Genomic DNA, 21,586 nt, shown 5'->3' with positions numbered 1-21,586 from the left:
CGAGTCCGGCGTCGAGTCCGGCGTCGAGTCCGGCGTCGAGTCCGGCGTCGAGTCCGGCGTCGAGTCCGGCGTCGAGTCCGGCGTCGAGTCCGGCGTCGAGTCCGGCGTCGTCTCGCCGCGCTGCGGCGAGACGGACGTGAAGTGGGCGGGGGGCGATGTGGTGCGGGAAGGTTCGGTGGGCTCCGCAAAGGTGGCGGGGGACTGCCAGTGAATGTGCGGGGGTCCAGCGACGGCACGCCCGCCAAATTCGCCGAGCCAGGCGGCGATGAGGGCTAGGTTCTCTCGCCAGCTGTCTTCCGACACCAAGGGGAGGATGTCGTCCCACATGGACAGGAAGCTGCCGCGTAGCTGCGGAAGGCCCTGCGGGCGCGCGAGGAACCACAGTTGCAGATGGGCCGTGTCGTCGTCCCAGCGGTTCACGTGCACCTGGGCTACGTCGTCGAGCGATCGGATAGCCCGTTCCAGGCGGACGGTCATGACACCGAGTTCGGCGGCTAGGAGATTGGAGAGGTCGCCGAGATCCAGGTGGGAGCGGCACTCCAAGATGAGCACCACGGGGAGCCCGGTAGGCCGTTCCGTTGCCCGTACTCGCCAACGTTCGCTGACCCAAACGTAGGCTTCGTCCGGCGTACGGCATGCCCCGCAATCGGCTGGGTCCTGACCACTCCGTTGCGGCTCTCCGGCGACCGGCGGTACGAGCTGTTTGACCCGCAGCTCTCCCTCAAAGGGGAAGGACGGCCGACCCACAAACTCCGGAAGGCGAGGCGCATTCTCAGGCACGCCGCCGACCCTAGTGCAGCAGCGACGGACTGTCCCGCGTCAATTTCCCCGCCGGCTACCGCCCGCCTCCGCAGGCCGGCCGCGTGGACCAGAGGTTGACGCACGTCATCACCCCCTCCATCGCGGGCGCACCCAAAGTTATCCACAGAAGTTATCCACAGGCCACCCTGTTTCACGTGAAACACCATGTGGAGGGCATCCTGAACCTGTGGATAGTGGAACGACCGGCGTTGGGCGCATCAACGATGTTTCACGTGAAACGGCGGACGTCCGCTTATCAACAGCGATCACGCACACCTTGTGGATACTGCCGAAGTCCGATACCTAGTCACCACCGCTTGTGTGCAACACCAGCAGCCGCCAAGGCCACACCATCGACAACCCTCCGTCTGATCCAGAGATCTCCAGCGCCCGAAACGCCTCCTTGCCCACCGCCCGAAACGCCTCCCTGCCCAAGCCGGAAGCCGCCTGTCCCACCGCTGAGTGCGACGAACCGTTCTCGTGAAAATCAAGGGCGGGCATAGCGGTCGCGATCGGCTATGTGCGCGGGCGCGCCAGAGCAGGAGGGCGCGGCCAGGTTCGCGTCCCGGCCCCTGCGAGCGTCCCAGCCTTGCGGGCATCCGGCCCGCAAGCGCCTGCCCTTCGGCACCGGCGCTGCAAGCGCACCGGGCTAGGAGCGCATAGTCCCAAGGGCACTCGCACTACGAGCGGCGCTGCACTGCGACCCAGACTGCACTGCGACCCGGACTGCATTGCGACCCAGACTGCACTGCGAGCTCACCGCGCGGTGAGCGTTCCTGTTCTTGCAGAGCCATGCTTTACCAGTGTTCTGGCGCCTACGCGAGCGCGACGTCCGGCGCACCTCCCGGCTTCTGATGACAACACCGCAATTGCAGCTCGAGGGCACCACCTTCAGAGGAACGCCGGGCACAGGCGACTGTGTTGAGTCGCCTCGATCCAGACGTGCCCGTGAGGAAGTCGCCACAAATGGAACTTCCGGCGAGCGTGCCTGGAGTAAGCCGCATCTGAACCCGAAGCTTTCCCAGACCAGACCCAGAGTGGAAGCAGGGGCGGCCTTCGCTCGCTAACTGCGACGGCGTATCGAATTCTTCTCTTGTCCAGGAGTGAGCGTTTCACGTGAAACACCACAGCTAGAGCAACCGCGGCCGCTCCGCTCCACCCGGTCCTCGAATGGAACTCAAGCCTCACGCCCCACGCGCCAGCAATGCGCAGGGTGCAAAAGTATCCGCGAACTTCCCCTCCTGGCCGGCATCACCCAACTGCCGTCGTTCAGCTTTGGCAGTGGGCGGTGCCGCGTCGGGGCTGTGCTGCGGCGGGCCGGCGCAGAATAGCGGAGCGGCTGGTGGATAGGCCCCGTAGGGAGCGCGGAGCTGCAGAGTAGCGATCCGCGCGGTGCACGACGCGGCGGGAAGCCTCGCCCAACGGCAAAACAGCGAGGCCGCGGAGTGGCGGTGCGACGGTGCTGCGGGGGTAGCGGTACGGCTCGGCGGGAGCGGCGGGGCCGCGGGAGCGGCGGGGCCGCGGGAGCGGCGGGGCCGCGGGAGCGGCAGGCGCGGCAGGCGCGGCAGGCGCGGCAGGCGCGGCAGGCGCGGCAGGCGCGGCAGGCGCGGCAGGCGCGGCAGGCGCGGCAGGCGCGGCAGGCAGGGCGAGCAAGGCAGGCGGAACGAGCACGGCAGGCGGGACAAGCGCGGCAGACAGGGCGAGCACGGCAGGCGGGGCGGGCGCGATGAGAGCGGCGCGAAGCTGTGGTGCCTGCGGAGTGGCGCGACGCTGTGGGCTTGCGGAGTGGCGGTTCCACAGTGCGACGCTGTGTTCCACGTGAAACCGATCTTCGGCTTGACGCTTGTTCCGTGTGTGGGTAGGCATCCACTCATCGTCGCTAGGAGAGACGATATGAGTTTCGTTGCCGGTCCCTCGGTACCAGGCCCTATTGGCGGTGCGCGGCGAACGACGAGGGCTTCGTGGACCAACCTCCCAGGCGCTGCCCTCCTCCTCGTCTACGCGACGCCATGTCCGCCGTGTCGAAACCACCTCCTTGCGGACGGCCGGATGGTTTCTGTTCCACGTGAAACACCCACGATTGGGTGAGACGAACGAACGCCTAAGGCGCAAGCTCTCCTCAGTTTCACGTGAAACAAGGCCCGAGTACGTCAACCGACGCGGGCTCCCAGGTGTGCTGAACGATCCGAAACCCTGCTGACGACATTCGTGAGCAACCGCCCTGCACTGCAAAGATCACCGATTGGTGGTCGAGACAAAGGATCTGCGTAGGAAAGCAAGCGCGGAATCGTCACCAGGGCGCCCGGATCGCAGCGCGCCCCCAACAGGCGTAAACCGCTGACCGGTCAGTCGCTCGCACGCACCAGCCCCGCGGGACAAGAGCGCCCGAGTCACCTTTGCCCAACCCACTAGGGAGGTCCCGGCTTAAATCGATCGGCCTGACATAGATCCGATCGCCAGAGGGTCACCCGGCCCTGGAGGCCGGGAGGCAATATCCCTGAACCCTGGGGCCAGCAGGCCTAGGTTCATAGCGGCGAAAAGCATGGCAAGGCTCACTCAAGCCGACATGCAAGAACGGCAAAGAAGGTGATCAGTATTCGCATTATTCACCGCGAAACGCTTGAAGCAGCTCATCGACCTCCGAACTAGCTCGTTTCGGGCATCAGATTTGGCGCTGAACCGGAAAACTGTGGAGACCGAAATCCCAGGAGAATCGTTCTGACAGAACCGAAATCGGCCCTACTAAGACAGTCAGCCGGCAGCCTTCAACAAAGTCGTCGTCCGCGCGACTCCCGTGCTAGCGCACCGTTCGCCAACTATCGGCAAGCCGGTCCACTCAGGCCGACCGAACCGATGCGCGCCGGACATGAAGAAGGCACGCGATCCGCCGATCACGTGCCTGTCCGTCATGCACCATCGCCGCCGGCCAGCGGCTATAGCCGATCCAGGCGGATCGGCGTGTTCCCTACTCGGTAGGGGGAGAGCCCTCTTCCTCGACACCGATCATGCCGACGATACGTTCCAGGTCATCCACGGTGGCGAACTCGATCGTGATCTTTCCCTTGTTGCGACCGATGTCGACCTTCACCCGGGTGTCGAATCGGTCTGAGAGCCGGTCCGCCAGATCGTTGAGCGCGGGTGCGTGGACCTTGGCCCGGCGGGTTGGCGCGGCTTTCTTTGCCGGTCCATCCGCGATAGCCAGCGACACCAACTCTTCGGTGGCGCGCACGGATAGACCTTCGGCGACGATCCGGAGTGCGAGTTGCTCCTGCGTTACTCCGTCTTCCAAACCGAGAAGTGCACGGGCGTGGCCCGCCGACAGTACGCCGGCAGCAACTCGGCGCTGGACCGGAGCTGGCAGGTTCAGCAGCCTTATCGTGTTCGATATCTGCGGTCGACTGCGACCGATACGTCGAGCGAGTTCTTCGTGGGTAGCCCCGAATTCTTCGAGGAGTTGTTGATATGCCGCGGCCTCTTCCAGGGGGTTGAGGTTGGCGCGGTGGATGTTCTCCAACAACGCATCGCGCAGCATGGCGTCGTCGCGCGTTTCGCGGATGATCGCGGGGATCGTTTCCTTGCCGACTGCCTGGGCGGCGCGCCAGCGCCGCTCACCCATGACCAGTTCGTAGCTACCGTCACCAAGGTCGCGAACCACAATCGGCTGGAGAAAGCCGACCTCCTGGATGGAGGTCTTCAATTCTTCGAGCGCCTCTTCGTCGAAGACGTGGCGCGGCTGCTTGGGGTTCGGAACGATCGCGGTGACTGCCAGCTCAGCGAATCGCGCACCCGGCACCGGCGACAGGCCTTCGTCGATGGGTTCGGGCTCGGCTTCGGGTTCGCTAACCGCCGCGGGCGCGGTGTCCGGGGCCGCCGCGGCCGCCGAAAACTGGGCCGGAGCAGGAGTCGGTGCAGGCGGTGGGGTGTCTTCGGTAACTGTGGTGCCGGTCGGTGCAGCGGTGGGGATAAGTGCCCCTAGGCCCCGGCCGAGGCCTCCCCGTGGACGGTTCTTCATGCCGCGCCTCCCGTGTTGACCCCGCGCATTGCAATCTCCAGAGCAGCCTCGAAGTAGCTGGTGGCGCCCCGTGAGCCCGGATCGTAGGTCATCACGGACTGGCCGTAACTCGGCGCCTCCGACACTCGTACATTGCGGGGAATCACTGCTTCGAGCACTTTCGAGCCAAAATGGTTGCGCACGTCCTGCTCCACGGCGTCCGCCAGGCGCGTACGGCGGTCGTACATAGTCAGCAGGATGGTGGAAACGTCCAGCACCGGGTTGAGGTGCTGCCGAACCAGGTTGATGTTGTTGATCAGCTGGTTCAGGCCCTCCAGCGCGTAGTACTCGCACTGAATGGGGATAAGCACCTCCTGCGCAGCGCACAGGGCATTAACGGTCAGGAGGCCGAGGGAGGGCGGGCAGTCGATGAAGACGTAATCGAACTTCTCCGGATGAGCGGCGATGGCCCGAGCAAGTCGTGACTCACGCGCGACAACAGACACGAGCTCGATCTCCGCGCCGGCAAGGTCGATGGTCGCCGGTACGCAGAAGAGGTTCGGAATGCCTTCCACCGGCTGCGCCACCTCAGCGAGTGGCACGTTGTCGATCAGGCAGTCATAGACATCCGGCACGCCCGCGTGGTGCGGAACGTTCAGGCCGGTGGACGCATTGCCTTGCGGGTCGAGATCGACGACGAGCACTCGGTTTCCGTGCAGCGCGAGGGCCACGGCGAGGTTCACCGTCGTGGTCGTCTTGCCGACGCCACCCTTCTGGTTCGCTACGCAGAGCACCCGCGGCTGGTCCGGCCGAGGCATCGTGATCTCGCCACTCGGATTGAGGATCTGCACAGCTCGCAACGCTTCCATGGCGAGCGGCGGATCGTCCTCAACCCGGCCCGGCGTTTCACGTGAAACATGCTCGCCTGCCATGGCATCGACCACTTCCTGCTCGGTCACGACAGAATCCGCACTCGCCGAAACCGGCGAAACTGGGGCAACTGACACAGATTCGGCGGATGCCAGCCCAGCACGATCACCCTCCGCGAAGTCGCCGGAAACTGGAGCGCTAGGCACATGCGGCGGGCTGACTTCCCCCGCTGCGCGGGACTGCGGCGGCGCGGAAGTAGGTCGCCCTGCGTAATCCGCACCGGTCCGCGTCGACATGGCCGCAGCTGACGGTACGGCCGCAGATCCGGATACAGGAGCAGCGGGCGGCCCAGAGCGCGGAGCGGGCGCAGAGCGACGCTGCTCCGCCACCCCATGATCCGAGTTCACCGGCGTGCCATACACCTGCCCACCATTACCGGTCCGCGGCTGGGGCACTCCCTGATCTCCGCTGTTGAAGCTCACGCTCAGGCTTCCGCTCCGATCAGGCCCGGCTTGTGGATCGGTTTCACGTGAAACACCGTTCCCACCGAGGTCGCCATCAGGGCCCCTGCCATACTCATGCACCGTTTTATCCCTGCCTGGTTGGAGTGAGTCGGCACCGCGAGTGTGCGGTCCGGCAGGAAACGGCGGCGCCACCGCGCTCACCGTCCGGTCCACACTATCGACGCGCGGCCAGCCTACGGCCGCCGGGCGAGCGTCGCCACGGTTGTCCGCCTCTTGAGTCGAGACGTACAGCGCCGGCGACGCCTCGAAGGCCATAAATCCGGCTACTAGCCGCAGCTTGCCCCCGTACACCCGAACTCGTCCGGGCCAACCGAGTCCGGAAGCCGACCACCGAGCGGGGGCTGAACCCAGATCCGGGGGTGGGGCGTCGTCGCCCGCAGAATCGACCGTGGGAGCGGCCCCTGCGTCTCCCGCGTCGGTCTGGTACGCGCCGCCGCCGGCCTCGCGTCTCGGGCCGCCGGTCCCGGGCGCCGCCATCTCCGGCCACCGGCCGCTCGTCGTCATATCGCCGGACCCAGAGTTCGGTGCCGCGCTAGCTATCTGTCGCCTGTTCGCTGAACTTCCCGTTCTCGAATTGCCGGGGGAGGCCTTATCCGGCGTCCGAGCACCGGTCGAGGCAGCCGCCATGACGAGCGGCGAGTAGCTCAACGCAGCTAGGGCCGGCGCGTCTGACAGCTCTTCCACCGCCGGCGAGCTCGACCTCGCCTCGCCACCCAGTTCGACGGCCCTGGCGCTCCAGCTCTCAGCAGCCGGCGATGAGATAGCCCCGGCACTCGCCATGCCCCGCGGCGAGACAGCCCCCGAAACCGACAACGAAGCGGCCCTCGCGCCTGCCACGCCTGACAACGAAGCAGCCCCAGAACCCGCCGTCCCCGTCAGGGAACCACCAACAGGGCCCACCCCCGACCGCGAAGCGGCCCCCGAGCCTGCCATGCCCGACAACGAAGCGCCGGCCCCCGAGCCTGCCGTTCCTGCCGGCGAAACGGCCCCAGCGCGCGCGACCCCCGACGGCGAGACAGCCTCCGTGGCCGCCTCGTCTGACACGGAAATGATCCCCGTGCCCGCTGCCACAGGCGGCGAACCCACCCCCGGCCGCCGTGGAGAGGGCGACACGCTCGTTGCCGGCGGGGCATCCGGCGCTGCCTCCTGCGCGGGGGAGCGGGCCGGCTGCGGCGAGGGGCGTGGAAGCTTCCCAGATCGTTTCCGCGCGCCCCGCCTAGCCATCTATCTCCTCCGCGATCTCCTCTTCCCGGAGCCGCGCCCGCCGGCGTCGCCGGCGGACCGGCCCGGGGTGGCCGCCCGCTGAGACGACCCTGGCCGTGGTGCCACGACGAAGCGTTCCCGCACGATGTCCACGACCGTGGACGGCGGGTCGATCACACCGACCCCGCAGAGCCGGACGACCGGCTCACCGCCGCCAAGACGGGCGACCGCGTCGCGGTGCTCTGCCACCTCTTCTTCGGCCGTGGCGCCTTTGAGCGCGACCAGCCGGCCACCGATGGCGGCGAGGGGCAGGCACCAGCCGGCGAGCCGGTCCAGCGGCGCCACAGCGCGGGCGGTGACGACATCGGCGGGGGCGGGGGGTCCACCGGCGAGGTCTTCCGCTCGGCCTCGGACGACCGTGACGGTCGTGTCGAGCCCGAGGGCTGTCACCGCTTCGGACAGAAAAGCGGTACGTCGTGCCAGTGGCTCGACCAGGGTGATCGTGAGATCAGGCCGGGCCACTGCCAGCACGATACCGGGCAAACCGGCACCAGACCCCACGTCAATCACCGAAGCGCCGATAGGGATGATCTCGGACATAACCCCGCAGTTGATCAGGTGCCGCTCCCATAGGCGTGGTGCCTCGCGGGGACCGATCAAACCGCGAACAACGCCGTCGGTGGCGAGTAACTCCGCAAAGTGACCTGCCAGTGCCAGTCGATCGCCGAACACCGCCTCAGCGGCCGCCCGGTGCTCGGCCGGCGGTTCCACGACCGAGCCGGCCACCGGGACGGAAGAGGGCCCAGAAGAAGAGGACGACGGGGGAGAGGCGGACGAAGAAGAAGACGGCCCGGGCACCGAAGCACCCGAGCCGCCATCCCCCGCCTCGAAGCGGGACTCAGTCATTTCACTCCGCCGACCGCACGACGATCCGACGGTTCGGCTCGACGCCCTCGGACTCGCTTTCCACACCCGAGATCGCGTTGACCACGTCGTGCACGCACTTGCGCTCAAACGCCGACATCGGGTCCAGCCGCACCTCGTCGCCGTGCTGCTTGACCTTCTCCACCGCGTTCTTGGCGACGGCGGTCAGCTCCTTGCGGCGGGTCGCGCGGTAGCCGCCGATGTCCAGCAGCAGCCGGCTCGGCGAACCGCTCGCCCGGAAAATGGCGAGGCGGGTCAGCTCCTGCAGGGCCTCCAGAGTGGCGCCGCGCTGGCCGACGAGCGGCTGCAGCCGGTCACCGACGACCTCGACCATCGGGCGGCCACCCGACACCAGCTCGTCGATGTCGCCGTCGTAGTCGAGGATGTCGAGCAGACCCTCGATGTAGTCGGCGGCGATCTCGCTCTGCGAGAACAGGTCGCTGTCGGAGGTCACGCTCTCCGACTTCTTGGTCTCCTCCGTACCGGTCGACTCCGCGGTCGCGGCGGTCGTCTCCTCGGCGCTGGGAGTGCTGGTGTCGGTCACGGTCTCATCTCCGTACTCTCGGGCCGGACCTGCGCGGTCCGCTGTTTCCCGCGCCGGTGTGTCCGTCACCGGTGCGGGGAGGTCTGTGTCGCTGCCCGCAAGGGGCCGCGCGCGGGCCGACACGGGGCCGGGCCGCTGCTGCGTCAACCCTTGGGCTTGTTCGCCGGCCGGGAGCCCTTCTTCGGGTTGGCGGGCTTGGCGCCGGGCTTGGGGGCGAGCGCCTTGGTGTCGACGACCGGCGTCTGCGGCTCGGGCTGGGCCTGCTTGCGGCCGAACAGGCCACGGGGAGCCGGCTGCACCGGGTTGGAACCGCTCTTACCGGAGCTGCCCGCGGGGCGCGCGGAGGAGCCCGGCTTGGCGTTCGCCATCGGCGGCGGCGGGAACTTCCGGAGCACCCACTGCTGCTGCGCCAGGCTGAAAAGGTTGTTGGTGACCCAGTAGATGACCACACCGATGGGGAACAGCGCGCCGGAAATGAGCAGCGAGGCGGGGATGCCGTACAGCATCAGGCGCTGGATCATCTTCTGCTGCGGGTCCTCGGCCCAGCCGGTCTTGAGGATCATCTGGCGACTGGTGAGGTAGGTGGTCGCCATCATGATGAGGACCAGCACGCCCGCGATGATCTTCACTGTGACGGTGCTGCTGCCGGTGCCGAGCCGGGCCAGTTCGGCGGCGCTGGAGCTGAAGTGACCCGCGATCGGCGCCGTGAAGAGGGAGGCGTGCGTCGCACTGTCGAACTGCTCAGCCGACCAGCCGTACAGCGTCTTCAAGTTGTTGTCCGGGCTGAGCCGGCGCAGCACGTGGAAGAGGCCGAGGAAGACGGGGATCTGCAGGAACATCGGAAGGCAGCCCATGAGCGGGTTGGCCTTCTCCGTCCGGTACAGCTCCATCATTTCCTTCTGGAGCGTCTCCCGGTCACCCTTGTGCTTCTCCTGCAGCTCCTTGACCTTGGGCTGCAGCGCCTGCATCGCCCGCTGGGACTTGATCTGCTTGACGAAGACCGGGAACAGGATGACGCGCAGCGTCACCACCAGGAACACGATCGCCAGGATCCAGGCCCAGTTGGTGCCCAGGACCCGGTCGACAGGAACGCCAATGCTGTCCCACAGGGCGTGCCATTGCAGGAGGATCCACGAGATGGCGTAGTAGATCCAGTCGAGACTCAAATCATGCTCCAGTCACATCAGCAGGACGGTGACGGATCGGATCAGGCACCGGGTCGAACCCGCCAGGGTGGAAGGGATGGCACCGCAGCAGCCGCCAGATCGCCAGACCGGTCCCGTGGAGCGCGCCGTGCTTCGCGACCGCCTCCTGGGCGTACGCACTGCACGAGGGGTAGAACCGACAGCGGGCCGGCAACGCCGGGCTCACATAACGACGGTACGCGACGACCGCCGCCGTCAGCAGCCGGGCGAGCGGTGTCACCGTCGCCGCCGGGGTGAGCGGGCCGCAGTCAGGGCGGCATCGAGATCGGCGCCGAGGGTCTCGAACGATGCGGTCGCGGCGGCGGGCAGCGCGCGAACCACCAGTGTCGTTCCGGACGGCAGGTCGTTCAGCCGGGGACGGACCAGGTGGCGCAGCCGCCGCTGGACCTTGTTGCGGACGACCGCGTTGCCCACAGCCTTGGACACGACAAAGCCGGCGCGGGCCTCAAAGGCTTGCGCCGGCTCATCGACGAGTAGGTGGACCACCACGGTGCCGCGCCCGGAGCGACGGCCACCGCGAACCGCTGCGGCGAAGTCGCTGCTACGCCGCAGTCGCTGCGCAGCGGCCAGCACGACTACCTGGCGATCGACCTCGGCTCGCGTCGGCTCAGGCCGACAGCTTGCCGCGGCCCTTGGTGCGGCGGGAAGCCAGGATGGCGCGACCGGCCCGGGTGCGCATGCGCAGCCGGAAGCCGTGGGTCTTCGCGCGCCGGCGGTTGTTCGGCTGGTAGGTGCGCTTGCTCACGTCAGAACTCCGTCTTCGTACGGCCAGGGGGCATCAGCTGCAAGACGCCACTTTAGCAGAGCGCGGCGGAGCAACCGCTCGACCCTACGCAGGGCTGCCGCACTGGTCAACCATGGCACGACGGCGGCGCGCCGACAGTCATGTCCGTCACTCCTGCCGGCTGGCACGCGTACGGAATGCAGCTTTTCGGGCTGGACCTGGCCCGAAGCGGGCCCTGCCGGTTGATGCGGGCGTGGCCCCGCTGTTAGCGTGCCCGTTTGCTGGTCTTCAGCGCTGTTCGCCAACTGCACCGCCGGGCATGGAGAAGAACCCGACGAGGCAGTGAATCGTTCGGCACGGTGAGCCTGTTTCCCGCGCCAGCGCAGGCTCCGGGGAAGTCTGCCGACCACCCGGCCGGGGAGCGACCGCCGACGAGTGCACAGGTTGTGGATAACCTGTGGACAGCCGGTGGCGCCATGCACGTTCAGCACGTTGAATGTGCGGGGTTGGGGGGAGCCGGTCCGTCGCCCGGACGGGTGACGGCGGGCAAGGGCGGAAGCCGGACAAGGCCATCGGGAGAACCGGGGGCGATGGGGGTGGCGCGGCGGTGGCCGATACGGTCGACCTAGGCGGGGTCTGGGCTGCGGCGACGGACGAGCTCGCGGACGAGATCGCGTCCGCGCAGCAGCGTGCCTACCTGCGCCTTACTCGCCTGCGCGCCATCGTCGAGGACACCGCGCTGCTCTCCGTTCCGGACACGTACACCCGGGACGTGATCGAGTCCCGCCTGCGGCTCGCGATCACCGAAGCTCTTTCCCGCCGGCTTGGTCGGCCCATCCAGGTCGCCGTGACCGTCCGCCCGCCCGAGGACGGCTCGGGCCGCCCCGGCACGGTTTACGGCAACCCACCGCCCGAGCCAGCCGCGCCTCCTGCCGCGCACTACGCCGAGGTCCCCCCGCCGTACCCAGATCGTTATCCGCAGCCGACTGCCTACAGCGACGGCTACGACCAACAGGACGGCCCGACCGGGTCGGCGCAGGCGCCGTTCACCCGGGGCGTGCCGGCGGCACGCGACGGGCAGGACGCCTTGTTTGCCGCACCGCTGCCGATGGGGCAGACCGAGCCCGGAAAATCCACCATCGCGGAGGAAAAGAAGCCGAAGGCGGATGCACCGCGGCAACTTCCGCATTTCGACGTCCCGAACGAGTCCGGCGGGCACCGGATGGCGACCGAACCGGCTCAGCTGCGGGAAAACCAGCGTCGCCCCGACGACCGCCCGGCCCTGGTCGGCCAGGACCGCCGCGACGACACCATGCAGCTGCGGCACGGAGGCGACAACGGTCCCGGCCGCGCGCCGGTCGACATGCGCGGCACCCAGCCCGGAACCCGCCCCGGCGGCAATGACGGCAACCGGCTCAACCCGAAGTACATGTTCGAGACGTTCGTCATCGGCTCGTCCAACCGGTTCGCCCATGCGGCTTCGGTCGCGGTCGCCGAGTCACCGGCGAAGGCCTACAACCCGCTGTTCATCTACGGCAGCTCGGGTTTGGGCAAGACTCACCTGTTGCACGCGATCGGTCACTACGCGACCACCCTCGGCCACGCCCGCAGTGTGCGTTACGTCTCCACCGAAGAATTCACGAACGACTTCATCAACAGCCTGCGCGACGACAAGACCCAGGCATTCCAGCGCCGCTACCGCGACGTCGACATTCTGCTGATCGACGACATCCAGTTCCTGGAAAACCGCGAGCGTACGCAGGAGGAGTTTTTCCACACCTTCAATACCCTGCACAACGCCAACAAGCAGATCGTGATCAGCTCGGACCGCTCCCCGCGCCAGCTGGCCACCCTCGAAGACCGCATGCGCACCCGCTTCGAGTGGGGACTGCTCGCCGACATCCAGCCGCCCGACCTGGAGACACGCATCGCGATTCTCCAGAAGAAGGCCGCCCAGGAGCGCATGTACGCCCCGGACGACGTCCTCGAGTTCATCGCCAGCCGCGTATCCAACTCCATCCGCGAGCTCGAAGGCGCCCTCATCCGGGTGACTGCGTTCGCCAGCCTGACCCGCAGTTCGGTTCAGCTCTCCCTCGCCGAGGAAGTCCTGCGCGACTTCATGCCGGACGGCGCCGGCCCGGAGATCACCGCCGACCAGATCATGGTCTCCACCGCCGACTACTTCGGCGTCAGCCTGGAGGACCTCCGCGGCCACTCCCGCTCCCGGGTTCTGGTCAATGCCCGCCAGGTCGCCATGTATCTGTGCCGCGAGCTCACCGACCTCTCCCTCCCGCGCATCGGTCAGGCCTTCGGCGGCCGCGACCACACCACGGTCATGCACGCCGACCGCAAGATCCGCCAGCACATGGCCGAGCGGCGCTCTCTTTACAACCAGATCGCCGAACTCACCAACCGCATCAAACAAAACACCTAAACCGGCAGATCAACCGCTTCTTCGGGTACGGGCACACCCCACCCGACCGCAGCAGCCCCGCCGGACGCCACACCCGCTCAGGCCGTAGCCACTCCAGGCCGTACCCCGCCGCCGGCCCAGCCGACGCAAGCGTGCATCCGCGCCGCAGTCCCACCATCCGTCGCCTGCTCCCCGCCCCCACCGCCCGCCAGGCATTCGGCCAAGTCTCCGGTCGAGTCGCTGCCGGCGGGAAGTTGACGTGAGCGGCACGGCTGTGCGACGGGCAACCCCCGTGCCTTAACGTCCGGTCCGTCAATAACCTCGGCCACGCCGTCCCCTTAGCCGGGGCGGCCCCCTTAGCCGGGGCGGCCCCCTTAGCCGGGGCGGCCCCCTTAGCCGGGGCGCGCCGAACACGGGAGGGGCCAACTCCGGCGCCGGTACCGCGTCGGGGTCCTCGGGGACCGATCCCAGTGGTGCTGCTGGAGGTTCTCCACAGCCCAATTGCCGGGGTGGCAGGATTTCATTGCGAGATTTCCGCAGCTCAGAGCCGTGCGCGCGGTGGTTACGCACAGGCTCGTCCACAGGCAGCGGCCGCGGATCTGAAGGGGTAAGGCAACGAACCATTCAGGGTTCCGCCATGGCGTGGTCATCCAGCACTCATCCACAGTGGGGGTTTGTCAACGCCGGGACGGAACTGTTTCGTGCCAACGTTTTCCACACTAATCCACAGGTCTCCACAGGCTGCGTCCCCAGCGGTGGACAACCGGGCGGACAGCTCTCCACAGATGTGGAGAAGTCCTGGGGAAATCGATGTGGACAGACACTGAGGGTTACCAAGCTGCCCACACCCTGTGGACGCGTGTGGATTTCCTGTTGAAGGTTCTGGGGACGACGGGCCGTGACCGTCCCGGCGTTATCCCCAGGGCGGGGGACAAACCCCGTGGATATCCGGTGGATAACCGGTGGACAGCCGTGGACAACTTCGTGCGCGTCGGCAACTGTGGACGCAGACCGGAGTTTGTACCCCGGTTGCCCACATGTGAATCACCGGTGGATAACTCTCTGACCTGCGCAAACTCGAGTTCTCCACACTATGCACAGCCCCGATGATTACGACTGATATCTCTCTCGAGAAATCCAAAAACCAATCATCAGCGTTGGGGAAGGTGTGGATAAGCCGCTCGCGGTCCGACGTACCCCTGCTTCAGGCAACCCCGCACCGGGGGCCGGGCGGACGGGTCGGCCACCCGCGCCATAGAGTTCAGTGGGCTCAGCAGGCACATCCGAAGTTTCTCTAGCTGGTTCGTCGAGGAAAGTGACGCGGAGGGCATGGCATGAAGTTCCGGGTGGAGCGAGACGCACTCGCCGACGCGGTGGCGTGGACGGCCAAGAGCCTCCCGAGCCGTCCGTCGGTGCCGGTTCTGGCTGGTGTCATGCTGCGCGTGACCGATGGCCGGCTGCACGTCTCCGGTTTTGACTATGAGGTCTCCAGCCAGGTGAGCGTGGAGGTGCAGGCCGACGCGGACGGAGCAGCACTGGTCTCCGGTCGCTTGCTCGCCGAGATCACCAAGGCGCTCCCGGCCAAGCCGGTGGACATCGCCGCGGTGGGCTCACACCTGGAGCTGGTTTGCGGCAGTGCCCGGTTCACTCTTCCGGTGATGCCGGTCGAGGACTACCCGTCGCTGCCGGACATGCCGTCGAGCGCCGGCACGGTCGACGCGCAGGCCTTCGCTGTCGCCGTCGCCCAGGTAGCCATTGCCGCCGGGCGCGACGAAACGCTGCCGATGATGACCGGGGTCCGGATCGAGCTGAACGGCTCAACGATGGCCATGCTGGCCACCGACCGGTACCGGCTTGCCATGCGTGAGCTGGAGTGGAACCCGGACGACCCGGAGATCAGCCTGAACGCGCTGGTGCCGGCGAAGACCCTCAACGACACCGCCAAGGCCCTCGGGCCGATCGGTGGCGCGGTGACGCTCGCACTCGCGCAGGGCAATGCTGGCGAGGGCATGATCGGCTTCGCGGGCGGCACCCGGCGGACGACGAGCCGCCTGCTGGACGGCGCCAATTACCCGCCGGTGCGGTCGCTCTTCCCGGCCAGCCACAACGCCGAGGCCCGGGTGAGCGTTGCCGCCCTGGTCGAGGTGGTCCGGCGCGTCGCCCTGGTTGCCGAGCGCACCACCCCGGTGCTGCTCAGCTTCGGTGAGGACGGGCTCGTGGTCGAGGCCGGCGGCACCGAGGAGGCCCGCGCGAGCGAGGCGATGGAGGCTGCCTTCACCGGTGAGCCGTTGACGATCGGCTTCAACCCGCAGTACCTCATCGACGGCCTGCAGAACCTCGGTGCCCCCACCGCGGTCCTGTCGTTCGTCGACGCCTTCAAGCCCGCCGTGATCTCCCCCGCGGCGGACGACGGCGAAATCGTGCCCGGATACCGCTATCTGATCATGCCGATCCGGGTAACCCGCTGATACTGGGCCAAGGGAACACACATCTAGGGGGAATCATGCAGCTCGGCCTTATCGGTCTAGGCCGGATGGGCGGCAACATGCGCGATCGCCTGCGCGCCGCCGGCCAGGAAGTCGTCGGGTACGACCACCACAAGGAGAGTTCCGACGTCGCCAGCCTCGCCGAGCTGGTCGAGAAGTTGGCCGCGCCGCGCGTGGTGTGGACGATGGTCCCTGCGGGCCAGATCACCGAAAAGACGATCGACGAGCTGGCCGAGCTGCTCTCCGAGGGCGACATCATCATCGATGGCGGCAACTCGAAGTTCACCGACGATGCGCCTCGGGCCGAGCGGCTGAAGACCAAGGGCATCCACTACCTCGACGTGGGTGTCTCGGGCGGCGTCTGGGGCATCACCAACGGGTACGCCCTGATGGTCGGCGGCGACGCGGAGATCGTGGCCCGCTGCCAGCCGATCTTCGACGCACTCAAGCCGGCCGGCGAGTTCGGCTTCGCGCACGCCGGCACGCACGGCGCCGGCCACTACTCGAAGATGATCCACAACGGCATCGAGTACGGCCTGATGCACGCGTACGCCGAGGGTTACGAGATCCTCGAGGCTTCCGAGCTGGTGCAGAACGTCCCCGCCGTGATCAAGAGCTGGCGTGAGGGCTCGGTCGTGAAGTCCTGGCTGCTGGATCTGCTGGACCGGGCGCTGGACGAGGACCCGACGCTGGCCGGGCTCAAGGGCTACGCCGACGACACCGGCGAGGGCCGTTGGACGGTCGACGAGGCGGTCCGGCTGGCGGTGCCCGCGAACGTCATCGCGGCGTCGCTGTTTGCCCGCTTCCAGTCCCGCCAGGAGGACTCGCCGGCGATGAAGGCCGTTGCGGCGCTGCGCAACCAGTTCGGCGGCCACGCCGTCAAGCGCTGATCCATGTACGTGCGCCGGGTCGAGCTGACCGATTTCCGCTCGTACGAGCGGGTGGCGGTCGACCTCGACCCGGGCGTCGCGGTGCTGGTCGGCCAGAACGGGATGGGTAAGACGAACCTGGTCGAAGCCCTCGGCTATGTCGCCACTTTGGACAGTCACCGAGTGGCGACGGATGCGCCCTTGGTGCGCGCAGGCGCGACAGCTGCGGTGATCAGGTGTGCGATCGTCCACGATGGACGCGAATTGCTGGTCGAGTTGGAGATCGTCCCGGGCAAGGCGAACCGGGCGAGGCTCAACCGTTCTCCCGTACGCAGATCGCGGGAGATTTTGGGTGCTCTTCGCATGGTGCTCTTCGCGCCGGAGGATCTCGAGCTGGTGCGCGGTGATCCGGGGGAGCGGCGGCGCTATCTCGACGAGTTGCTGGTGGCCCGTCAGCCCAGGTATGCCGGGGTTCGTGCCGATTACGACCGAGTCGTGAAGCAGCGGAATGCATTACTGCGCACGGCCTACCTGACTCGCAAGGTCGGCGGCAACCGGGGCCAGGACCTGTCGACCCTCGCGGTGTGGGACCAGCATCTCGCGCACCACGGGGCCGAGCTGCTGGCCGGGCGGCTCGAGTTGGTGGCGGCGCTCGGCCCGCACCTGACCAAGGCCTACGACGCGGTGGCGGCCGGGCGGACGTCGGCGACGATTGCGTACGCATCACGCCTCGGCGACGGCCTGGCACCGGACCGCCCGGCGCTGGAGACTGCGCTGCTCGCTTCGCTCGCGGACCGCCGGCAGGCGGAGATCGAACGCGGAGTCACGCTGGTCGGTCCCCACCGCGACGACCTCACTCTGACCCTCGGCGACCTCCCGGCCAAGGGGTACGCGAGCCACGGTGAGTCGTGGTCGTTCGCGCTGGCGCTGCGGCTGTCAGCCTACGAACTGCTGCGTACCGATGGCATTGAGCCGGTTCTGGTCCTCGACGACGTTTTTGCCGAGCTCGACGCGGGCCGCCGAGAACGCCTCGCCGCCCTGGTCTCCGACGCTGCGCAGTTGCTGGTGACCTGCGCAGTGGCGGAGGATGTCCCGGCGGCGCTCCAGGGCGCCCGCTACGACGTCGGAGCAGGAACGGTGACCCGTGTCTGAGACACCCGCGGAGAAGGGCGCAGCGGACGGCTCAGGGCTCCCGCCGGGACAGACCGGCCCGGAGCTGGCCCGAGCCGTGCTGGACGCTGCTCTGGCTAAGCGCCGAGCCGCCCAGCAAGCGCCACGCCGCCGTACGGTCAATGCCGAGGGTGAGGGCCGCCGCCTGCGCGGCTATTCCGGTCCAGGCCCGGACCCCCGCGACCCGCAGCTCTTCGGCTCGGTCCTCGAACGGATCATGAAACAACGCGGCTGGCAGAAACCCGCCGCGGAGGCCACCGTCTTTGGCGCCTGGGAGAAGGTCGTCGGCTCGGACATCGCCAAACACAGCAACCCGATCAAGCTCGAGGGCGGCGTCCTCACGGTCGAAGCGGAGTCCACTGCCTGGGCCACCCAGCTGCGCATGCTCGCCGCCACGCTGTTGCGCAGCATCGCCGCCGAGGTCGGCCACAACGTCGTGACCCGGCTCAACATCCACGGTCCCGCCGCGCCTTCCTGGAACCGCGGCCCCCGCAAAGTTCAAGGCAGAGGCCCGAGAGACACCTACGGCTAATGCGCTCGATCGCTCATGCGCCGCTGAGAGCCGATGAGTTCGGGCGCCCGGACGCCGTCGGCTTCGCCTGGCCGCCCGGACGCCCGAACTCATCGGCGCGGCAATTCGCTCCTCGCTGACTTCGATCAGTAGTCAGCAAAAACGGCATAGCCGCGGTCGGCGCAGCGGCGGTAGAAGCCGGCCAGGATGGCTAGCTCGGTGCGGGCGAAGCTCCAGTGCGGGGCATTGCCGGCCTCGTCGCGCAGGGCTGACAGGCGGTGGTCCAGCCAGCGGAGCTGTTGTTCGGCGAGCCGGCCGGCAGCCACCGCGGCGCGCATGACGTCGGCGACGCTGTCGAAGGTGACCAGGTCGCCGTGCGGCTGGTGGCCTTCCACGAAGCGTTCGAGGCCGCCGGCGATCCAGGCGCAGCCGTCCGGGTCGATCACCGGATCCTCGTCCTCGGCCGCGGCGTCGGTGGCGTAGAGGACGCCTTCGAGGCCGAGGAGCAGGTCGACGAGCTCGGTATAGGCGGTCGCGCGTACGGTGCCGGTCTTGGCGATGTGCAGGGCGAGCGCGCCGGTGGGCGCGGCGATGTCCGGCGCGTCCGCGACGGCGCCGAAGTCGACGAACTCGGCTGGGGCGACCGGGTCGTAGAACCGGTTCGTCCGCGGCCAGTGCACGGCGACGTTGTCCAGCCCCTTGTCGTGCGCCATGGGGCTCCACCTCTCCTCGACTGCCGGCTGCGGACCCGCCCGGTGGGATCGCTTCCGTGCGGCTGCGGGTCGTCCGGCCATGCATCGGCCCGCGCGGGCGAGGTTACGACACTCCGGCCGACAGGCGCGCGGCAGTGTCGCAGCGCGTGGCGTTGCAGCGACGCGGGTGTGACTCCGGCGAGTGTCCGCCGGATGGTGCACTGTTGCGGGGAAGGCTTCTTCCGTGTAGGGGGACCCGTGGGAACAGGCCTCCGGGGCGCTACGGCAATCTGAGGCGCCCGTACGAGGGTGCCGGACCCCCGATAACTCGCCCGGACGGAGTAGAATCGCCGAAGACCGGGAAAGTGTGGCCCGTGCCGTGCGCCCAAGGAGGGCGAGTCTTCGTCACGCTACGCATTTTTCCAGCCGATCACGATCCGCGGGACCACCGCGGCGACCGGCGCGCTCGGCTCCACCGGTGGTCCGCCTCCTTTCTCGCGGCTCGCTCATCCGTGGTGTGCCGTGCCTGCCGGACGCCTGGGGGTTCCCGCCAACCCCGTGGCCGGGCCTTCGCGGGACCGGTGCGAGAAAGTGGCCGAGGGTGGCAGAGAACAAGCAGGAATACGGTGCCGAGTCCATCACCGTGCTCGAAGGCCTCGAGGCGGTCCGCAAGCGCCCCGGTATGTACATCGGCTCGACCGGCGAGCGCGGCCTGCACCACCTGGTCTGGGAGGTTGTGGACAACGCGGTCGACGAGGCGCTCGCCGGCCACTGCGACACCATCGACGTGGTCCTGCTGGCCGACGGCGGCGTCTCGGTCACCGACAACGGCCGTGGTTTCCCGGTCGACCTGCACCCCAAGCTGAAGAAGCCGGGTGTCGAGGTCGCGCTGACCGTCCTGCACGCGGGCGGCAAGTTCGACGGCAAGGCGTACGCCGTCTCCGGCGGTCTGCACGGCGTCGGTGTCTCCGTGGTGAACGCGCTCTCCACCCGGATGGCCGTGGAGATCCACAAGTCCGGCAACGTGTACCGGCAGAAGTACACGGCGTCGAAGCCGGGCCCGCTGGACAAGGGCGAGACGACCGACAAGACCGGCTCGACCGTGCAGTTCTGGCCGGACCCGACGATCTTCGAGACGGTCGAGTTCGACTTCCAGACGATCTACCGGCGGATCCAGGAGATGGCCTTCCTCAACAAGGGCCTGACCATCAACCTGGTCGACGAGCGCGAGGAATCCCGCGACGAGAACGGCGAGGCACGCCGGGTCACCTTCATGTACGAGAACGGCATCGCCGACTTCGTCCGGCACCTGAACCACACGAAGAGCGCCATCCACAAGACCGTGATCGAGTTCGAGGCCGAGGCCAACGACGAGGGCATGGCGCTCGAGATCGCGATGCAGTGGAACGAGTCGTATGGCGAGTCGGTCTACACCTTCGCCAACACGATCAACACCCACGAGGGTGGCACCCACGAGGAGGGCTTCCGGGCCGCGCTGACGAGCATCGTCAACCGGTACGGCGCGGAGAAGAAGCTGCTCAAGGGTGACGAGAAGCTGTCGGGTGAGGACATCCGCGAAGGCCTCGCCGCGATCATCTCGGTGAAGCTGGCGAACCCGCAGTTCGAGGGTCAGACGAAGACGAAGCTCGGCAACACGGACATGAAGGGCTTCGTCCAGAAGATCGCGAACGAGCAGATCGCCGACTGGTTCGACCGCAACCCGGCGGACGCGAAGCAGATCATCACCAAGGCGTCCCAGGCGGCCCGCGCCCGGATCGCCGCGCAGCAGGCCCGCAAGCTGGCCCGGCGCAAGTCGCTGCTGGAGTCGGGGTCGATGCCGGGCAAGCTGGCCGACTGCCAGTCGACCGACCCGCGGGTGTCCGAGCTGTTCATCGTCGAGGGCGACTCGGCCGGTGGCTCGGCGAAGCAGGGCCGGGACAGTCAGATCCAGGCGATCCTGCCGATCCGCGGCAAGATCCTCAACGTGGAGAAGGCCCGGATCGACCGGGTGCTGAAGAACAACGAGGTCCAGTCGCTGATCACCGCGCTGGGCACCGGCATCCACGAGGAATTCGACGTCGCCAAGCTGCGCTACCACAAGATCGTGCTGATGGCCGACGCGGACGTGGACGGCCAGCACATTCAGACGCTGCTGCTGACCCTGCTGTTCCGCTTCATGCGGCCGCTGGTCGAGCTGGGGCACGTCTATCTGGCGGCGCCGCCGCTCTACAAGATCAAGTGGAACAAGCGTGGGGACGACGCGCAGTACGCGTACTCGGACCGCGAGCGGGACGGCCTGATCGCCCTGCGCCAGCAGAAGAAGGCGAACGCCAAGCCGGACGACATTCAGCGGTTCAAGGGTCTCGGCGAGATGAACTTCCACGAGCTGTGGGACACGACGATGGACCCGGCCACGCGGACGTTGCGCCAGGTCACGCTGGACGACGCGGCGACGGCCGACGAGCTGTTCAGCGTGCTCATGGGCGAGGACGTGGAGGCCCGTCGCTCGTTCATCCAGCGCAACGCCAAGGACGTGCGCTTCCTCGACATCTGATCTGCGGTGAGCGGCGCCCATAACGCCGCTCACCTCGGGTTATGCACAGCGTTCCACTGCTTTCCACAGCGTTATCCACAGCGAAATGCGTAGCTCGGACCCGTT

Annotated in this window: 16 protein-coding genes; 6 read left to right on the top strand and 10 right to left on the bottom strand. The window is 67.7% G+C overall.

The window, feature by feature from the left end; genetic code table 11:
• From ACIA1L_RS23360 to rpmH, 9 genes are all read right to left on the bottom strand, one after another.
• Positions 1–780, bottom strand: a 780-nt coding sequence (locus ACIA1L_RS23360; RefSeq protein ID WP_396075122.1) for a hypothetical protein, incomplete at its 3' end; no start/stop codon positions are given.
• A gap of 2,986 nt (positions 781–3,766) precedes the next feature.
• On the bottom strand, positions 3,767–4,813 hold the full coding sequence (locus tag ACIA1L_RS23355; protein ID WP_396074983.1) for a ParB/RepB/Spo0J family partition protein: 1,047 nt from the start codon (positions 4,811–4,813) through the stop codon (positions 3,767–3,769).
• Positions 4,810–5,958, bottom strand: coding sequence for an AAA family ATPase (locus ACIA1L_RS23350; RefSeq protein ID WP_396074982.1), 1,149 nt, complete (start codon positions 5,956–5,958; stop codon positions 4,810–4,812). The genes ACIA1L_RS23355 and ACIA1L_RS23350 overlap by 4 nt, the downstream gene beginning before the upstream one ends.
• Before the next feature lie 1,452 nt (positions 5,959–7,410).
• On the bottom strand, positions 7,411–8,295 hold the full coding sequence (rsmG, locus tag ACIA1L_RS23345) for a 16S rRNA (guanine(527)-N(7))-methyltransferase RsmG (protein ID WP_396074981.1): 885 nt from the start codon (positions 8,293–8,295) through the stop codon (positions 7,411–7,413).
• A 1-nt stretch (position 8,296) separates the two neighbouring features.
• Positions 8,297–8,857 (bottom strand): protein jag, encoded by a 561-nt coding sequence (locus ACIA1L_RS23340; RefSeq protein ID WP_396074980.1) that lies wholly within the window; start codon positions 8,855–8,857, stop codon positions 8,297–8,299.
• Positions 8,858–9,000: 143 nt separating this feature from the next.
• Complete coding sequence (yidC, locus tag ACIA1L_RS23335) at positions 9,001–10,023, bottom strand: membrane protein insertase YidC (RefSeq protein ID WP_396074979.1); 1,023 nt, start codon at positions 10,021–10,023, stop codon at positions 9,001–9,003.
• Position 10,024: 1 nt separating this feature from the next.
• Complete coding sequence (gene yidD / locus ACIA1L_RS23330; protein ID WP_396074978.1) at positions 10,025–10,282, bottom strand: membrane protein insertion efficiency factor YidD; 258 nt, start codon at positions 10,280–10,282, stop codon at positions 10,025–10,027.
• A complete protein-coding gene (gene rnpA / locus ACIA1L_RS23325; RefSeq protein WP_396074977.1) occupies positions 10,279–10,635 on the bottom strand; it encodes a ribonuclease P protein component in 357 nt (118 codons plus the stop codon). The genes yidD and rnpA overlap by 4 nt, the downstream gene beginning before the upstream one ends.
• 34 nt (positions 10,636–10,669) lie before the next feature.
• Complete coding sequence (rpmH, locus tag ACIA1L_RS23320; RefSeq protein WP_203818316.1) at positions 10,670–10,807, bottom strand: 50S ribosomal protein L34; 138 nt, start codon at positions 10,805–10,807, stop codon at positions 10,670–10,672.
• 586 nt (positions 10,808–11,393) lie between these two features.
• Here rpmH and dnaA point away from each other — a divergent pair.
• The 5 genes from dnaA to ACIA1L_RS23295 all read left to right on the top strand — a co-directional run bounded on the left by dnaA (position 11,394) and on the right by ACIA1L_RS23295 (position 18,256).
• A complete protein-coding gene (gene dnaA / locus ACIA1L_RS23315) occupies positions 11,394–13,220 on the top strand; it encodes a chromosomal replication initiator protein DnaA (RefSeq protein WP_396074976.1) in 1,827 nt (608 codons plus the stop codon).
• A gap of 1,313 nt (positions 13,221–14,533) precedes the next feature.
• Positions 14,534–15,667, top strand: coding sequence for a DNA polymerase III subunit beta (gene dnaN, locus ACIA1L_RS23310; RefSeq protein WP_396074975.1), 1,134 nt, complete (start codon positions 14,534–14,536; stop codon positions 15,665–15,667).
• A gap of 35 nt (positions 15,668–15,702) precedes the next feature.
• Entirely contained in the window at positions 15,703–16,575 is an 873-nt protein-coding gene (gene gnd / locus ACIA1L_RS23305; protein ID WP_396074974.1) for a phosphogluconate dehydrogenase (NAD(+)-dependent, decarboxylating), read from the top strand.
• Positions 16,576–16,578: 3 nt separating this feature from the next.
• Complete coding sequence (recF, locus tag ACIA1L_RS23300) at positions 16,579–17,706, top strand: DNA replication/repair protein RecF (protein ID WP_396074973.1); 1,128 nt, start codon at positions 16,579–16,581, stop codon at positions 17,704–17,706.
• 64 nt (positions 17,707–17,770) lie between these two features.
• Positions 17,771–18,256 (top strand): DciA family protein, encoded by a 486-nt coding sequence (locus ACIA1L_RS23295; protein WP_396075121.1) that lies wholly within the window; start codon positions 17,771–17,773, stop codon positions 18,254–18,256.
• A gap of 125 nt (positions 18,257–18,381) precedes the next feature.
• Here the strand turns inward: ACIA1L_RS23295 and ACIA1L_RS23290 are convergent, their stop codons facing one another.
• Positions 18,382–18,948 (bottom strand): hypothetical protein, encoded by a 567-nt coding sequence (locus ACIA1L_RS23290; RefSeq protein ID WP_396074972.1) that lies wholly within the window; start codon positions 18,946–18,948, stop codon positions 18,382–18,384.
• 580 nt (positions 18,949–19,528) lie between these two features.
• Between ACIA1L_RS23290 and gyrB the strand changes: the two genes are divergently transcribed.
• Entirely contained in the window at positions 19,529–21,481 is a 1,953-nt protein-coding gene (gene gyrB / locus ACIA1L_RS23285) for a DNA topoisomerase (ATP-hydrolyzing) subunit B (protein WP_396074971.1), read from the top strand.
• The last annotated feature ends 105 nt before the right edge of the window (positions 21,482–21,586 follow it).

Origin of the sequence: Actinoplanes sp. NPDC051859, assembly GCF_044452725.1 — a bacterium.
Classification (GTDB): domain Bacteria; phylum Actinomycetota; class Actinomycetes; order Mycobacteriales; family Micromonosporaceae; genus Actinoplanes.
The sequence above is the reverse complement of the archived record's forward strand: the minus strand, read 5'-3'. Positions and strand labels throughout refer to the sequence as shown.

Coding starts and splice junctions, on each gene's coding strand:
- recF (WP_396074973.1), top strand. CDS start 16,579: ATGTACGTGCGCCGGGTCGAGCTGACCGATTTCCGCTCGTACGAGCGG.
- ACIA1L_RS23290 (WP_396074972.1), bottom strand. CDS start 18,948: ATGGCGCACGACAAGGGGCTGGACAACGTCGCCGTGCACTGGCCGCGG.
- rsmG (WP_396074981.1), bottom strand. CDS start 8,295: ATGACTGAGTCCCGCTTCGAGGCGGGGGATGGCGGCTCGGGTGCTTCG.
- ACIA1L_RS23355 (WP_396074983.1), bottom strand. CDS start 4,813: ATGAAGAACCGTCCACGGGGAGGCCTCGGCCGGGGCCTAGGGGCACTT.
- ACIA1L_RS23350 (WP_396074982.1), bottom strand. CDS start 5,958: ATGTCGACGCGGACCGGTGCGGATTACGCAGGGCGACCTACTTCCGCG.
- dnaN (WP_396074975.1), top strand. CDS start 14,534: ATGAAGTTCCGGGTGGAGCGAGACGCACTCGCCGACGCGGTGGCGTGG.
- gnd (WP_396074974.1), top strand. CDS start 15,703: ATGCAGCTCGGCCTTATCGGTCTAGGCCGGATGGGCGGCAACATGCGC.